The organism is Pseudomonas sp. Tof1, assembly GCF_055390395.1.
The window spans coordinates 3706693-3722426 of sequence record NZ_AP024344.1 but is presented as its reverse complement, the minus strand read 5'-3'; the positions used below and the strand labels follow the sequence as shown (position 1 = coordinate 3722426).

At 58.0% G+C, this 15734-nt stretch carries 18 protein-coding genes; 11 read left to right on the top strand and 7 right to left on the bottom strand.

Annotated elements, in window-relative coordinates; translation table 11 throughout:
- Positions 1-23 precede the first annotated feature (23 nt).
- From ACZ5KU_RS16610 to ACZ5KU_RS16565, 10 genes are all read left to right on the top strand, one after another.
- A complete protein-coding gene (locus ACZ5KU_RS16610) occupies positions 24-359 on the top strand; it encodes a phage tail protein (RefSeq protein WP_054064882.1) in 336 nt (111 codons plus the stop codon).
- The gene (locus ACZ5KU_RS16605) at positions 356-2134 is read left to right on the top strand and encodes a phage tail protein (RefSeq protein WP_464735852.1); all 1779 of its coding nucleotides are present in this window, start codon (positions 356-358) and stop codon (positions 2132-2134) included. Before ACZ5KU_RS16610 ends, ACZ5KU_RS16605 begins: the two co-directional genes overlap by 4 nt.
- Complete coding sequence (locus ACZ5KU_RS16600) at positions 2131-2505, top strand: hypothetical protein (RefSeq protein ID WP_464735851.1); 375 nt, start codon at positions 2131-2133, stop codon at positions 2503-2505. The genes ACZ5KU_RS16605 and ACZ5KU_RS16600 overlap by 4 nt, the downstream gene beginning before the upstream one ends.
- A 24-nt stretch (positions 2506-2529) precedes the next feature.
- Positions 2530-3213, top strand: a complete 684-nt coding sequence (locus tag ACZ5KU_RS16595) for a phage minor tail protein L (RefSeq protein WP_464735850.1) — start codon at positions 2530-2532, stop codon at positions 3211-3213.
- Between the two features lie 3 nt (positions 3214-3216).
- A complete protein-coding gene (locus ACZ5KU_RS16590) occupies positions 3217-3981 on the top strand; it encodes a C40 family peptidase (protein ID WP_464735849.1) in 765 nt (254 codons plus the stop codon).
- 9 nt (positions 3982-3990) lie between these two features.
- Positions 3991-4569, top strand: coding sequence for a tail assembly protein (locus tag ACZ5KU_RS16585; RefSeq protein ID WP_464735848.1), 579 nt, complete (start codon positions 3991-3993; stop codon positions 4567-4569).
- A 61-nt stretch (positions 4570-4630) separates the two neighbouring features.
- Positions 4631-7726, top strand: a complete 3096-nt coding sequence (locus tag ACZ5KU_RS16580) for a TipJ family phage tail tip protein (protein ID WP_464735847.1) — start codon at positions 4631-4633, stop codon at positions 7724-7726.
- Between the two features lie 328 nt (positions 7727-8054).
- A complete protein-coding gene (locus ACZ5KU_RS16575; RefSeq protein ID WP_464735846.1) occupies positions 8055-8708 on the top strand; it encodes a hypothetical protein in 654 nt (217 codons plus the stop codon).
- A 51-nt stretch (positions 8709-8759) separates the two neighbouring features.
- Complete coding sequence (locus tag ACZ5KU_RS16570; RefSeq protein ID WP_464735845.1) at positions 8760-9308, top strand: glycoside hydrolase family 19 protein; 549 nt, start codon at positions 8760-8762, stop codon at positions 9306-9308.
- On the top strand, positions 9305-9883 hold the full coding sequence (locus tag ACZ5KU_RS16565; RefSeq protein WP_464735844.1) for a lysis system i-spanin subunit Rz: 579 nt from the start codon (positions 9305-9307) through the stop codon (positions 9881-9883). Before ACZ5KU_RS16570 ends, ACZ5KU_RS16565 begins: the two co-directional genes overlap by 4 nt.
- A gap of 517 nt (positions 9884-10400) precedes the next feature.
- Here the strand turns inward: ACZ5KU_RS16565 and ACZ5KU_RS16560 are convergent.
- Both ACZ5KU_RS16560 and ACZ5KU_RS16555 read right to left on the bottom strand, forming a co-directional pair.
- Complete coding sequence (locus ACZ5KU_RS16560) at positions 10401-10616, bottom strand: hypothetical protein (protein WP_464735843.1); 216 nt, start codon at positions 10614-10616, stop codon at positions 10401-10403.
- 202 nt (positions 10617-10818) lie between these two features.
- Positions 10819-11028 carry a hypothetical protein gene (locus ACZ5KU_RS16555; protein ID WP_273822997.1) on the bottom strand — a complete coding sequence of 70 codons (210 nt, stop codon included), beginning with the start codon at positions 11026-11028 and terminating at the stop codon, positions 10819-10821.
- Between the two features lie 661 nt (positions 11029-11689).
- On the opposite strand from ACZ5KU_RS16555, the gene ACZ5KU_RS16550 reads away from it, so the two are divergent.
- Complete coding sequence (locus ACZ5KU_RS16550) at positions 11690-11989, top strand: hypothetical protein (protein WP_054059306.1); 300 nt, start codon at positions 11690-11692, stop codon at positions 11987-11989.
- 360 nt (positions 11990-12349) lie between these two features.
- On the opposite strand, the gene ACZ5KU_RS16545 is transcribed toward ACZ5KU_RS16550, so the two are convergent.
- The 5 genes from ACZ5KU_RS16545 to ACZ5KU_RS16525 all read right to left on the bottom strand — a co-directional run bounded on the left by ACZ5KU_RS16545 (position 12350) and on the right by ACZ5KU_RS16525 (position 15450).
- The gene (locus ACZ5KU_RS16545) at positions 12350-12769 is read right to left on the bottom strand and encodes a type II toxin-antitoxin system VapC family toxin (RefSeq protein WP_273822994.1); all 420 of its coding nucleotides are present in this window, start codon (positions 12767-12769) and stop codon (positions 12350-12352) included.
- The gene (vapB, locus tag ACZ5KU_RS16540; RefSeq protein WP_464735842.1) at positions 12766-12996 is read right to left on the bottom strand and encodes a type II toxin-antitoxin system VapB family antitoxin; all 231 of its coding nucleotides are present in this window, start codon (positions 12994-12996) and stop codon (positions 12766-12768) included. Before vapB ends, ACZ5KU_RS16545 begins: the two co-directional genes overlap by 4 nt.
- A gap of 188 nt (positions 12997-13184) precedes the next feature.
- Positions 13185-13484, bottom strand: coding sequence for a DNA/RNA non-specific endonuclease (locus tag ACZ5KU_RS16535; protein WP_464735841.1), 300 nt, complete (start codon positions 13482-13484; stop codon positions 13185-13187).
- Positions 13485-13596: 112 nt separating this feature from the next.
- Entirely contained in the window at positions 13597-14514 is a 918-nt protein-coding gene (locus ACZ5KU_RS16530) for a ketopantoate reductase family protein (protein ID WP_464735840.1), read from the bottom strand.
- 180 nt (positions 14515-14694) lie between these two features.
- Positions 14695-15450 (bottom strand): hypothetical protein, encoded by a 756-nt coding sequence (locus ACZ5KU_RS16525; RefSeq protein ID WP_152974379.1) that lies wholly within the window; start codon positions 15448-15450, stop codon positions 14695-14697.
- Positions 15451-15734: the final 284 nt, after the last annotated feature.

Here is a 15734-nt window from a genome sequence, read left to right as displayed (position 1 = left end):
GCGGGTTTCTTTTTGGAGTAAACATGGCCGAGACATTCACTTGGGGCCCTGAACGAAACACAACCCCGACCATTTCGTTTCGCACGAAGTCGGCCAAGTTTGGCGATGGATATGAGCAGCGGGCCGCCGACGGTATCAACAACCGCACGCAGTCCTGGCCACTGAAGTTCACTGGTACGAAAAAGCGAATCGAGGAAATTATGGACTTCCTCGATCGGCATGCCGGCCACAAGGCCTTCTATTGGAAAAACCCCTTTGGCGAAACGGTGCTCTATCGCTGTGACCAGTATCAGCCGCAGCCTATGAGCGGTACCACGTACTCGCTAACCGCCACCTTCGATCAGGCATTTCACCCATGACTATCAATCCGATCAACATCGGCTCGGCGCCAAACGACGGCACCGGCCAGGACCTGCGGTCTGGCGGTCAGATCATCAACGACAACTTCGCCGAGCTTGATACCCGCACCGCGGCAGCCCAGGCGAAGGCTGACCAGGGCGTTACCGATGCGGCCACCGCCAAGTCAGCCGCAGATGCGGCGCGGTCGAAAGCAGATGCGGCGGTGCCTGGATCTGCCCTTGGCGTATCTGTCGCGCAACTCGTCAACGGCACGGTGCCTGCCGGCCAGTTGCCGAGCTACGTCGACGACGTGCTCGAGTACCCGACCTTGGCCGATTTCCCGGCTACCGGCGAGACCGGGAAGATCTATATCGCAATCAATGGCGGCGACAGCCCGACGAACCCGACCCGGCAATATCGCTGGAGCGGTACCGCATTCGTGTTGATCCCGGCATCGCCTGGGTCGACCGATCAGGTGCCTGAGGGCACGACGAACCAGTACTTCACCGCTGCTCGGGTCCGCTCGACGCTGCTCGCCGGCCTGGGCGCTGCTGTCAATGCCGCGATCCTCGCGAGTGACACGGTCCTGCAGGCCTTCGCCAAGCTCCAGGGCCAGATCAATGCGAAGCTTGGGGTCGGCGATACTGCGGCGGACTCTGCGAAGCTGAACGGCCAGCCAGCCTCGTTCTACACGGCGCCGATGGTCGGTGCTACGGCGTCAGCGGCGGGCACCAAAGGGCTTGCTCCAGCGCCTGCAGCCCTGGGCTCAAAGCCGAAGTTTCTTTCTGATGACGGGACCTATAAGGAGGCCACCAGTGGCGCATCGCTTCCTGTTGGCTCTCTACAGCCTTGGTATCTGCCCGAGGCGTCGATTCCGTCCGGCTGGCTCCAGGCCAGTGGTCAGTTGCTCAATCGAGCTACCTGGCCGGATCTTTGGGCTCTCTTCGCGCCCTACGCTGTCACCGATGCCAACTGGCTAGCCGCCCCGTATCTGAATCGTGGCCTCCCGTCTTCTGGGGACGGGGCCACCACGTTCCGCATGCCTGATCCGAACGGCAAGTACTCTGACGGGAATACTCCGGCAGCGGCAGTGCTACGTGGCTTCGGTAAGAACTCGGCCGGTACCCCAGGGCTGTTTCAACTTGACCAGCTTGGGCCGATGAAATACGCAAACAACGCGTTTGCCAGCACTACGAGTGTGTTCATCTCAAACGCCGCGAACACAACGGCCGTACTTCCCCGTATCGGTAATGCAAACGCCCAGGCAACGCCCGTTGACGCTGCCCCTGACAACACTAAGTGGATCACAAACACAGGTAGTGAGACGCGAACCACAAACGTCACCGTTATTTGGTGCATTGTTGGGTCGGGCGGAGCTTCAAACGCAGGCACCGTGGATGTTCAGGCGCTGGCTACGCAGGTTAGTACGCAGCAGGCGCAGCTAGACACTATTGATTTCACGGTGATCTACCCAAACGGGGGCACAGAGGCTTCGCCGGCACTGACTGCGGCCGGGGCCAGATACACAAACCCTAGTCCGTGGCCTGGTAAGCGGCTGATATGCGAAGCCCAACTGCTGTACAGCGGCAATTGGGTTTCAGCAGGCTGGTTTACAGCATCAGGAACAGCAATTGGCACCAGGGCGTCCCAGAATGCTGACACCGTGATCACCGTTGTCGGGGCCGGTGGCTGCATGGTTGGCTATCAGTACGGCGGCGGCTCATCGGATTACAACTCCGGCAGTACATCAGCAAACTTGCCGGTGCGAGTCCGGTGCTGGAAGGTGAAAGGATGAATGTCTTCGGTCGAATTGACAGCTTTGAAATGTGGGTTGATGAAACGGGCATGGAATGCCCGGAGGGTTGGATCGAAATGTCCAGCCAGCGCCCGGATGGTCCCGATTCTCTGGACTTCACCGCGCAGCCTGACGGCACATGGGCGATTACTCCGGCCACCCTGAAAGCCAAGGCGTCCGCCGTCGAAGAGGAGTGGCAGGCATCGGAAATGGCGATGATCGCGAACCAGTTGCTGGCGATCGAGGAAGAGGCTGACGACGCGCTGCCTGGTGACCGAAAAGCATGGCTCCAGTACCGCACCAAGGTTCGCCTGTGGCACGAGTCGCCGGACTTTCCTGAACAGGCCCAGCGACCTGTTCGCCCCTCCTGAAACACCTCTCACCAGAACACCAATATGCCGATTACCGCAGATATCCAGACCCTGGAGCCTGGCGCGTGGGTGGAGCTTTTCGAGCTCGACGCCACGATGCTGGGCGCTGAGCTTTACCGCTTCCACGGCTACCCGCAGGAGGCCTCAATCTTCTGGCAGGGCAACGAGTACTCGCCCTGGCCCATCAAGGCCGAAGGCTTCGAGATGACGGGGCAGGGCAGCCAGCCCACACCAACCCTCTCTGTCGGCAACGTCGGCGGCTTCATCACCGCACTGGTGCTGTACTTCGAGGACCTGGTGGGCGCCAAGCTGGTCAGGCACCGGACACTGGGCAAGTACCTCGATGGCCAGCCCGAGGCCGACCCCGAAGAAGAACTGCCGCCGGATATCTGGTACGTCGAGCGCAAGTCCGGCGACGACAACGAGGTCGTGTCGTTCGAGCTTGCCACCGCGCTGGACTTCCAAGGCGTGCAGCTTCCCCGTCGGCAGATCGTGGCCAATGTCTGCTGGTGGCTGAGCTGCGGCGGGTACCGTGGTCCTTACTGTGGCTACAACGGGCCGCCTGTCGCCGACGAGAACGACATCATCGTCACTGATGCCGCGAAGGATAAATGCGGCGGTCGGCTGAGTAGCTGCAAGCTGCGTTTCGGCGCGAACAACCCGCTCCCCTACGGTAGCTTCCCGGCTGCCGGCCTGATCAGGACCTGATCCATGAACAAATCGACCCGCGCCGCGATCGAGCGGCACGCTATCGCTGAGTACCCACGGGAGTGCTGCGGCCTTGTCATCAGGGAAGGGCGTCGGGAGGTCTACGTCGAATGCCGGAACACCGCCTCGACGCCCAGCGAGCACTTCCGCCTGGCGCCCGAGGACTACGCCGCCGCCGAGGATCGCGGCCAAGTGCTTGCGGTGGTGCACAGCCACCCCGACTTCCCGGCAACGCCCAGCGAAGCCGACCGGGTGTCCTGCGAGGCCTCCGGCCTGCCCTGGCATATCGTCGAGGTGCGGAAGGGCGACGCTGAGCAGGTGCTGGCCGGTGAACTGGTCAGCTTTTCCCCCGAGGGCTACGAGGCCCCGCTGATCGGCCGCAAGTTCGCCCACGGTGTGCACGACTGCCTCAGTATCATCCTCGACTTCTACCGACGGGAGATGGGCATCGATCTGGGCAGTTATCAGCGCGAGGACGGATGGTGGGACAAGGGCGGCAACCTGTACCTGGAGAACCTGCCGGCCGCCGGCTTCGAGAAGGTTTCGACACTGCAGCACGGCGACATCGTGCTGATGCAGATCCGGTCCCCAGTACCGAATCACGCCGGGGTGTACCTTGCCGATGGTGTGCTGAAGACCGAGCCGCATCACTACCCAGCGCCTGGCTCGATCCTGCACCACCTGTATGGGCGGAACAGCAAGCGCGACCCGTACGGCGGATACTGGCAAGAGGTGACCGTCAGCTACTGGCGGCATACAGAAAAATGAGGAAGAGCAATGGCTTTATCAGCTGAAAAGATGCAGACGGTCCTGCTGTCTGGATCGCTTGCAAGGATGTTTGGCCGACGCCATCGAATGACGACGTCCGGCGGATTCAGGGACATCATGGGCTATTTTCGGCAGTTCCCTGGGTTCGAGAAGCATATGGCCGAGAGTTCCCGGCAAGGGATGCGATACGCGATCTTCAACGGAAAAGAGAACATCGGTGAGGATGACCTTGGAAAGCCCACTGGCCATGATGTGGTTCGTATTGTGCCGGTTATCTCTGGGTCGAAGCGCGCAGGTCTTCTGCAGACAATCATTGGCGTGGTGCTGATCGCGGTGTCATTTATTCCGGGGTTTCAAGGGCTTGCCCCAGTTGGTATTTCGCTCGCTTTGGGCGGGGTGGTTCAGATGCTGAGTCCGCAGGCAAAAGGCCTGGGCACGCAGGACAGCCCAAATAACCGGCCGAGCTACAGCTTCAACGGTGCCGTGAATACGAGCGTCCAGGGCAACCCGGTACCGCTCGGCTACGGCAAGATGATTGTCGGTAGCGCTGTGATCAGCGCCGGTATCTATGCCGAGAACCAGATGTAACTGTCCTCGTCACCTACCCAGGCCCGCCTCGAGCGGGCTTTTTTTCGTCTGAAGGAAAGTCATGATCGAAATTCCATTCATCGCCGGCAGCAAAGGTGGCGAGTCAAAGCCGCGCCCGGCGGTTGAAGCTCCCGACAACCTGCAGAGCATCGCATATGCACGCATTCTCGACCTGGTGAGCGAAGGTGAGATCCGCGGCCTGGTGAACGGCATGCAGTCTGTCTTTCTCGATGAGACGCCGCTGGCCAATGCCGACGGAACGCTCAACTTCAGCGGTGTCACCCTTGACACGCGCTACGGCAGCCAGGACCAAGAGCATATTGCCGGCTTCCCTGCTGTCGAAAGCGAGATCGGCGTAAGTGTCGAGCTGCGCTACGGCCAGCCCTGGACCCGCGCTGTCACGAACCTGCAGTTGTCTGCTGTCCGCATCCGGCTTTCTACGCCACGCTTGGCACAGACCAACTCAAGCAACGGTGACACGAACGGGTATTCGGTTTCGTATCGTATCGAGGTGTCGACGGACAATGGGCCGTTTGTGACCGTGCTGTCTGCGGCGTTCAGCGGCAAGACAACCACCAAGTACGAGCGCTCCCATCGGATCGACCTACCAGAGGCGAGCAGTGGCTGGCAGGTGCGCGTCACCCGGCTGACCCCAAACAGTACTTCGGGCCTGATCGCGGATACGACGAACATCGATGCGATCACAGAGATCATCGACGCCAAGATGCGCTATCCAGGGTCGGCGATCATCGGCCTGCAGTTCGACGCATCGCAGTTCCAATCGATTCCAACACGCGCGTTTGAGCTGTACCTGCGGATAATCCGCGTCCCCAGCAACTACGATCCCGACACAAGGACGTACAGCGGCGTGTGGGATGGCTCCTTCAAGACCGCATGGACCGACAACCCGGCGTGGATCTTCTACGACCTGCTGCTGCATTTTCGCTATGGTCTGGGCCATCTGCTGAACGCTGCTCAGGTCGACAAGTGGGAGTTGTACCGGATTGGCCAGTACTGCGACCAGCTGGTACCGGATGGGAATGGCGGCACCGAACCTCGTTTCACCTGCAATGTTTACTTCCAGACCCGTGCCAACGCCCTTGATGTGCTGCAAGACCTCGCCACCACGTTCCGAGGCATGAGCTATTGGGCAGCCGGCTCTGTCATGGCCGTTGCCGATATCCCTGAAGATCCGGCATACACGTACTCAAACGCGAACGTGATCGACGGCAAGTTCGGCTATACCGGCTCTGCGAAGAAGACCCGCTACACCGTTGCACTGGTGAGCTGGAACGACCCGGCGGACTTCTACAGGCCGAAGGTCGAGTATGTCGATGACCAGGCCGGGATCGCACGGTACGGCATCCAGCAAACCGAAATGACCGCTACTGGCTGCACGTCCCAGGCCCAGGCCCAGCGCATCGGCAAATGGGCGCTGCTGACCAACCGCCTGGAAACCGAGAGCGTTTCTTTCTCGGTGGGGCTGGATGGGGCAATGGCTCGCCCCGGGCAGATCATCCGCATCGCAGACAACGACCGTGCCGGCCGGCGCATCGGCGGACGCCTGCGCTCTGCGACGCTCGACACGCTGATCCTCGATGCCGATGTGACGGCGTACCCTGGCGACACTATCACACTGATCATGCCCACCGGGAAGGCCGTCTCCCGCAAGATCAAGTCCTCCGGCTACCCGCTGACATGGGACCAGAACGGTATCAAGTGGGACAACGGTACCGTGACCCTGGACACCACTGGGTTCCCGTCAGAGGTTCAGCAGGTTGTTCTTGCTGAAGAACTCGACGAGCTACCGCCAACCCACTCTATGTGGGCGATCGACTCGACTACCCTGGCCACCCAGCTTTTCCGTGTCATGTCGGTTGCCGAGGATTTCTCAGATTCGGAGATCAAGTTCACGATCACGGGCGTGAAGCACAGCCCGAGCAAGTATGGCGCGATCGACAACGGCACGCGGATCGAGCGGCCACCAGTGACTGTCATCCCGCCTAGCGTTCAGCCACCACCGGCAAACGTCGAGGTCAGTAATGACCACTTCGTCGACCAAGGCAGCGCCGTCAGCGTGATGACGATCACCTGGGAGAAGCCCGAGGCGGCCATTGCCTATGAGGTGTACTGGCGCAAGAACGATGGTGATTGGATATTCGCGGGCCGCACTGGCACGACGTCTATCGACGTCAGCGGGATCTACGCAGGCCGGTACGTAGCGAAGGTTCGGGCGATCAACTCGCTCGACATCGGGTCTGTGTTCGCGACGTCGGCCGAGACCGCGCTGAACGGCAAGACCACGCCTCCGCCTGTGCCGTCTTCGTTCACTGCGGAGTCGATCGTCTTCGGCATCAAGCTGAAATGGGGTATCCCCGCCGGGCTGAGCACGGCGGACCTGCAGCGCACTGAGATCTGGTACAGCAAGACAAATAACATCAGCGAGGCGATCAAGTTTGGCGACTATGCATACCCGCAGACCGATCTGACGATCATGGGGCTGGCCGCCGGCGTGCGGTTCTTTTTCTGGGCGCGCTTGGTTGACCGAATCGGTAACGTCGGCGCCTTCTACGGTCCAGTCACCGGCCAATCGTCGGCGGATGCCGGGCCGATCCTCGACTATCTGAACGACCAGATTACCGAGACCCAGCTCAGCCAGCATCTGCTGGAGAAAATTGAGTCTGGTGGGGGAGCCCAGGTCGAGGTCGAAGCGCTGAAGACCGAATTGGCGGCGATGTACAGCATCAAGACCCAGCTCACCGTCGACGGCAAGCCATATCTCGCAGGCATCGGTGTTGGCGTTGAAAACGATGACGGGATCATAACGAGCCAGGTTCTGATCGCGGCCAGCCGCTTTGCGATCATCGACCCGAACACGACCGATGTCTTCTATCCGTTCGTTGTGGAAGGGAACAAGGCGTACATCAAGTCGGCATTCATTGAGGACGGCTCAATCACGATGCTGAAGATCGGGCAGTACCTGCAATCGGATGACTATGTCCAAGGTACGCAAGGTTGGCGCCTGGACAAGGCTGGAAACATCGAGTTCAACGGGCCTACTCCTGGTGGAGGCCGTCTGACAATGACAAACCGGGCAGTGAAGGTATACGACGCCGCAGGTGTAAAGCGGGTTCAACTTGGAGATCTCAGCGCATGAGCCATGGACTAAGGATATGGGGCGCTGACGGAAGCTTGTTATTTGATACCGGAACAATTACATGGAGAATTGTTTTGTCTGAGATTGTGTCTTTTGCAAACTCGTCGGCTAGCACAAAAACTTTCTCGGTGCCGGGATGCAATCCAAGTAATTCTGTTGCCTTTGTCCTGCCAATGAACAACGAAACAGGCAATGGCACAACGGCGCGCCAGCTCGAGGCGCAGATGGGCGCCGATGTTGTTTATTGCAGAAATTTTCTAGGAGGCTACCCGGATAGGCCCAGTATTTCTTGGGCAACCATGCGGTTAATCGTCATGAGGTGGAACTAATGAGCTATGGCCTGTCCGTTGTGAATGACTCTGGCGCCGTGTCGATAGATTCGGAGTTCTCAAGGCTCTGCGTATTTCACAGGGGCAGATACGTGGTTTCTGGAGGAGCCGGTTCTGTTGGGTTCTCAGCGCCAATCCCTTCGCAGGAGCCGCCCCTGGTTTTCCTGAAACCTGACAATAATTCCGGGTCAGTGGCTGTCGGCTGCATCATCTCTGGCGCCCCTGGTGCATGGACGGGGGTCACGATCACGGGCACGAACAGTTCCGGAAGCCTTTTTGTCGCTGCCTTTAAAGCGTCTCCTGTCAGTGATTATGGGATGAGGCTTTGGGACTCAGGCGGAAAACTTATTTTTGATTCAGGAAATTCAGCGGCAGTTTTCACTAGAGTTCTTCAGAACTGGACATACACCCACTCAACTGTTGACGCTCAGGGGTATTACACCAACTACTACTATGTTCCTCTAGATTTGAGTTCTGGTGACTATCTCATGATAAATAACGCAAGGATGTGGATGATGGCTGCGAATAATACATCCAGGGTCACCGGCATGTTTTTTGACTTTGCTTCCGGCGTTTTAAGGTTTACGACGACGGCTATTCAAAACCCATTCTACTTTTCTCTTCCTGCGATATTCGGAAAGCCCGTCGTCTGAGTTTCAATCGATAACAGTCACTATACGAATTTTCTCTAAGGAGGTGGGCTTATGCCGATCACCCAGAATCAGTTGCTACAGATCCTCCCCAACGCCGGCGCCAAAGCCGGCGTTTTTGTTCCTGCGCTCAATACCGCAATGAGCAAGTACGGCATCGTTGGCCGTCTGCGCGTGGCCGCGTTCATCGCTCAGATCGGGCACGAATCCGGCCAGTTGCGGTGGATGAAAGAGATCTGGGGGCCGACGCCGGCGCAGCTCGGTTACGAAGGCCGCAAGGACCTGGGCAATACGCAGCCGGGCGACGGCTCAAAGTACCGTGGCCGCGGCCCGATCCAGGTGACTGGCCGTGCCAACTACGCGAAGTGCGGCGAAGCCCTGGGGCTTGACCTGATCAACCAACCGGAACTGCTCGAGCAACCTGGGCCGGCCTGCATGTCGGCAGCATGGTGGTGGGCAACCCACGGCCTGAACACCTTGGCCGACGCCGGCAACAACGCCGATATCGGCAGCATCATCAACACCGGCCGGCCTGGGCGGACGCCAAACGGCGCTGCCGATCGCCTGGCCCTCTACGAAACCGCGCTGAAGGTGCTGCCATGAATGAACAGGTCGCGAAGCTGATCGTGTGCATTGTGCTGGCCCTGGCACTTATCGGCGCGGGTGCCGCTGCAGCATGGAAGTGGCAGGCCAATGCCTACGACAAGCTCCTTGCTGATCAGGGGGCAGTCTACCAGGCTGACCTGTCCTCGATCGCCGCCGCTGGTGCCGAGCAGGCCCGACAGGCACTTGAACAACAACAGGTAGCGCAGCAGGCGCTGGCCGACCTCGATGCAAAATCTACCCGGGAGAAAGCTGATGCACTGGCCCAAAATGAATTGCTCCGCCGGCTGTATGGCGGCTCGCAGGCTGACAATGAAAAGCTTCGTGCTGATGTTGCTGCTGGTCAGCGCCGGCTGCGCATCGCCGGCACATGTTCAGTCGGTACCGGTGGCGGGAATATGCCCCAGGCCACCAGCGCCACCAGCCTGGGCGATGCAGCCACCGTCGAACTCGCTCCAGCTACTGGACGAACTGTTTTCGATATCCGCGCCGGAATTGCCAGTGACCAAACAGCCCTGAAGGCACTGCAGGCGTATGTGAGAGACGTGTGTCCTATGGGAGCCGCCACTTATTGATGAATGGTACGAAATAGCAGGTACGTTGGATTGCCAGGCAAATGGTCTGAGAGTAATGTTCAAGAGGGCTGGAGGAGAGGCCTTTCAAGGCCTGCCTCCATTTGAGCAGGTCGCATATGGACTTGCCTGAGGAAATGGCTTCTTACAGGGGCTAACATATGATTTCTTCCAGCTTTTTTGAGCGCTAGCCGTGTGCCTTGTCTGCGGCTGGCCAGCCTTCCGATCCCGATCTCTTGGCGGATGGGAGGAGAGGCAATGTGCTTACTGTGGGCTCTATCGGGTTTCGAAGATTCTGCTTACCGAGATGCAGTTCAATGGTATGCAGTTCGATACTGACAGAACTAGGAGCTGGCTTGTTTCCCGTCGGGCCTCTGACCCTCTCCCCATGATCACGGCTGAGAATGCTTTTACTCTGACGCGCTAGGGAATTTGTGAAGCAGCCTGACTCATTGAAGCTCCTGGCTCCAAACGCAGTCCGGGAAAGTTTGAGGCAGAAATTCTGGTATTGGGGAAGACTCTATCTCCGTACAATTTTTCCTGACTTCACCTCATCCATATACCCCATCAGCCGGTCAGCATGATTATGCAGGTTACGTATCAGCTCTAAGGTTTCTTTTGGAATTTCATGGCTCTTTTTCGTTGAGACGATGAACAAATCATAAGCTGCGTCTTCAATGGCTAGAGCAGCAGCTTCAAGGTCGTCGTGCAGCTCACCGTTCGTCTCGGTTGTCATTTCTCCATCCTATTTGGGGGGGAAGCACAGACGCGATCTCGTGCTGCCCAATGAAGGATTGCCGCAGGTGCCTCGAGACTACTGTGAAACTCTTGGTGTGTGGCATTCAGGTGTATTGTCTCTCGATAGATACGTAGCATGAAAACCCATAGTCAGTCTTGGTAGAGCTCAATTTTCACCTTAAGTTCAGTAGGTGAGCCTGTCACTCCGGTGCATCGAGCACAGCCAGGCCTAATTTGATGAACTCAAGGTTGTTGTCGAGCGCTCCCAGCGCTGACCTGATGTTCTGAGCTGTCTCTACGGAGCCTCGCTGCTCAACCCAGTTGCTCAATTCCTCGACTGCTGCGCCCAAGGCCAGTTGGTTTTCGTTGAGTTTAGCGATTACCGCGATAAGCAGGTTTTTGTTTGACATGGGTGATCCTCCGATATGGAGGAAGGGTATCAGAATGGAATGGGGGGAGGAGGTTCGGCAGAACGCCAGGGAGGGGAAAATCAGTTCCGCAATCAAGGAGTTGTGCCTTGATTTTCAAGGCCTGCGCGCCTGCTGGAAATTCCTGGTTGCGGAACCGTTTTCGTCGTAAGTCATTGAAAAGTATGAGCAATACCGAAGATTGCAAATCCATCTACGCCGGTTCGATTCCGACCTCGGCCTCCACTATATCAAAAGCCCCGTAGATTAGCGTCTACGGGGCTTTTTATTTGTGCTTGGAAAAGCTGCTTCCAGGACAATTCGCTTTTCAATGCCTGAAGTTTCCTGGAAAATCCTTTCGCCTTGCGCCTGCCGAAACTGGTTAATTAGTTCGTCCATCGCTGCCCAATCAGCGATCGGGCGTGAGAACCCGTTTCAGTAAGCGTTCCTAAGCATCAGCCTCATTGTAGGTGCTGCTCGAAGCTGATCGACAGGCCTTCGAGGCTGATGGAAAACGCTGACACCCATTAGCCGCTCTCCGCCGTCTGCGGGATTACAGGATGCGGGGTAATGGACGATGAAAAACTTCCGTGAATGGAATGCCTGTGGCGAAACTCCATTTGATCGTAGTAGCGTTAAGCCTTGAACTCGTCAAGGATCGATCATGCCACAGCGCCTCAACCCAATGAAGGCAGCCCTTAGCCAAGCACCCAATGACACCTACCAACAATTCCAGGACCTGAGAGACGGCCTGATCGCTGCACTGGTCGATTGGCCAGTGCAGAAGTGGGATGTTGTCGATAACTACTTGCCAACAAACGCCAAGGTCTCTCAAAAATCCAGAGAGTGGCTCAATGCGCTCGTCGACGTGCTGGACGTGAACCTTCCACGCCAAAAAGCCGAAGCCACGCCTGATCGGTTGGAAGAACTTCTGCTTCTAGCTTCGATGAAATCAATTGGATAGAAAAGCTCACCGGAAACTGCGCGGAAACTGGGACCGCGGAAACTGCGCGGAAACTGGGACGCGGAAACTGGGACGGATTTATTTTCTCCGGAAACTGGGACGCGGAAACTGCGGAAACTGGGACGTGGGAAACTGGGACGGATTTATTTTCTTTTGAAATAAGCGTCTATCAATCACTGCGCTTCAAGTGGCTGATCAGGTGCAGATCGGGATGATCGCTGACAAGGGGCTCGATAAGGCGTTGTTCAACCTCGCGAGGCGCTTGGGGTTTGACTGAGAACGGTTGGTAGACTGACATCGCTACCATGCCTATGTTTTGGGCTTGAAGATTGGGTCGAGCAGTTGACCACCCCTTGGGCCTTACGAAGTCTCTACCCAATCTTCGTAATCAAGTCCAGCAACACGACTGAATTCGCGCACGTTGTTCGTCACCAGCGTGCAGCCAGAAGCGATGGCATGCCCAGCGATGGCTGTGTCATTGGGTCCGATGGGCGTACCTGACTCGGTAAGCTTGAGTTTCACCTCTATCGTCGCATCCACCGCGCTCTGATCCCAGGCCAAGACCGCATCAAGGCGTTTCACAAACTCGTCGACCAGTTGCTTATGCTTGGCCGATGCCTTTTTGCCGATCTGCCCATAGCGCATTTCTGCATACGTAATGGCGGAAATGACAATCCGATTGCCTCGTTCAACTTCGGTCGTCAGACGCTGTATGACCGACGCCGGCTGTTCCCGCATGATGAACGAGCAGATACAGGTATCGAGCATGTAGGTGGTCACAGATTGAACCTGCCTTCATCCCCGATTAAAGCTGGGCGCTCTTGCAGAAAGTCAGCATCAGCCTTGGCCACTTCAGAAAAAGACGACCAGGACGGCCGCACAGGGCGCAGAGTGATGACGTCACCCTCACGAGAAATTTCAAGTTCACCCACGCCCTCGTAGGCCATGTCGGCGGGTAGGCGAACGGCCTGGTTCTTGCCATTTTTGAAAATAGAAACGGTACGCATGTCTGACGACTCCTGCATATGTTCAACCTATGCATAACTTAGTGGTTTGCTTTGGCATATGCAAGGCATAGGTTTAATTGATGGGTCAACTCGAACGCTCAGCGAATCGTTGCCTGATCGACGCTCAAGCAGAGCGTGTTGTTGCCAAGGCAGGGCCAAGGTGAAGATGACCAAGCCCCATGCCGTTATTAGCAGCCGATGTCCTTCACGAACTGTCCACGAACAGGTTTGCGCGCCGCCTGCTCGGCCGCCGGCAATGTCGTCCAGACCTTCAACCCGGACCGCTGCTCGATCTCCTCAACGGTGACTTGGTAGCTGCAGAAGCTGGCCGCACGAGGGGTGTCCTGGTCCATGATGAAGGCCGCAAAGGTCTCCTCGGTTGGCGTGCTGGCGGTGAAGATGATCTTCCAGTAGCCGCTGGGGATGGGATGCTGCTTGGTGGTGCTGGGAAGGGTGTCGATGTAGCGTTCGTACAGCGTGCCGGTCATGCAATGCAAACACCAAAGACGAGCCCAAGGCTGCTGGCGTAGGTGCCTTGCAAGAAAGAACAGTACGTCCTCTGCGTGAGCTCAAGAGCATTCCAACCAGGTTGCACTGAAATCAACGGACCCGCCGCTGGTAAACATCCAGGTTTGCGTAAACCAGCGCCAACGTCGGCGTCGCCACACCGGCGGCGGACCCACGGGCCAGCAAATCGCCGATGATCTGATCGGCTTCTATCGTGCGCCCAGCGACCAGGTCCCGGTACATCGAGGAGGTCTGTGGGGAGTCTTTCAAGGTCAGGATGCGCCGGGCCTCAGCCAGGAATCCCTCGCTGGGCGCTTCTCCAACGACGCGAACGATAGCGACGACCTCATCGATAATGCGTGTCGCGAACTCAAGTCCGCCTCGGGCCGCCACGACCTCGCCAATGCTGCCTCGCATCAGGCAGTTGATGCTGCCCATCGCGGCCAGCAAGGTCCATTTCTCCCACATTTCCCGAAGGATGGCAGGGGAGGTTCTGGCTTCAAAACCGGCCTGGTCGAAGAGTTGATGAACCTGGCGTAGCCGCTCGGAACTGCTTCCATCCAGCTCGCCGTAGGCCATGTTGCTGAAGGTGCCCTGCTGAACGATTTGCCCTTGTTCATCCAGGCTGGTCGCCACTTTGCAAAGGCACCCGAGCAGCCGGTCAGCCCCGAAGCGCTCGGCGATCAGGTCCATGTGCCGCATCCCGTTCAACAGCGGCAGGATGACGGTGGATGGGCCTACGGCACCGGCCATGTCCGTCAAGGCAGACGCCAGCATGTAGGCCTTCACGGCCACGACGATGACGTCGTAAGGTGCCTTGATCTGGTCTACCGTGACCAGTTGAGGCTGGATTTCAATCGTTCCGGAGGGGGTCACTACACGCAGGCCATTCTCCTGAAGCTGAGAGGCACGCTGCGCACGCACCAGGAACGTCACATCTCTGCCTGCCTTGGCCAGCAGTGCCCCGAAAAAACCACCGGTAGCCCCGGCTCCTACGATCAATATGCGCACCGACGGTCTCCGCGAATCAGCTGAAACGGATGAATTTTCATTATGCGGGTATATGCCCGCAAATGACTTTAGATGATGGGTGACTGAGGGTCAACCGGATTAAAGTTCACTCATCATCTAATCGTGAGTGGCCAGCAGGGTAGGACAATGGCTGGCCGAGGCCTGCACCTCCCAGGCACTTCACCTGCCATCCTTGATCTCGTAATCGTGAGGAGTGAAGAAGCGCCCCTTGGGTGTGGGAAGACGGTTCGTCGTGTAGTGCTCATACCAGTACAGGGCTGTCGCCCAAATCGCCTCCGGGCTGGAGGCCCGTGACTCCAGTCCCGGCGTGATATCAAGGCCGGCAGAGGCAAACAGGGTTTCCAGCATGCAGGCCGATGGCAGCCCGACCCCATCGTGAATGGGGTTGGGCGTACGGGCGACGCCCCAGGCAAATGCCAGCCAGCGCAGTACGTGCTCCAGGGCATCGATATAGCTGCGCCCCTTTTCAAACAGCAGCAGTTGGCTGAGCACCGTTTCCTGTGGCACCGGAAAGGTAATCAGTGCAATGTTCTTCCACTTGCGGGTGTTGCCAAACTCGGACAATGGGGTTTCCACGACGCCGTTGCGCTCGGTGGCGAACAGGCCATCGGCAGGCTGGAACAGCGGCACGTGGATGACGGTCGATTCCTTCAGCGAGCGCTGATGAAGTTTCAATAACACGGCGGACGACCAGTACGACGGTAGCAGGTCGAAGCGCAGGTGCGATTGGCCGGTACGCAGCCTCCAGGACAAGGTGTCGTTGGCACCCAACAGCAGGATGTAGGATTGCTCGAGTGGTGCGTCCCCACCCAGTGCGGCGATGGCGCGTGCCAGCCAGTCGATATTGTTTTCTCTGGCCGGACGCTGCTGCTCGACGAAGTCGGGATTGGGATTGGCTACCTTGTTGAACTTCATGGGCATGGGACACCTTCCTGGCGAGGCTACTCAGGTATTGAGCAAGGTGAAAGGGCGGGTCGTCGTCGGGGAGAGACCGGGGAGGTGATGGGGTGATAGGTGACCTTCATCTGAACGCCACTGCCCCAGCGGGAAAATTCGACAATGGCGACCTGGTTCCCGCTCCAGCGATTGTGCTTGTCGTCCTCGTTGTCTCTGGGCTTGAACTGCTTTTGCGCGCCAATGGTCGCGGCTGGCGCTTCAGGTGCGGCATGACGAAACCAGGCCTTGTGGGGGCCGAAGAT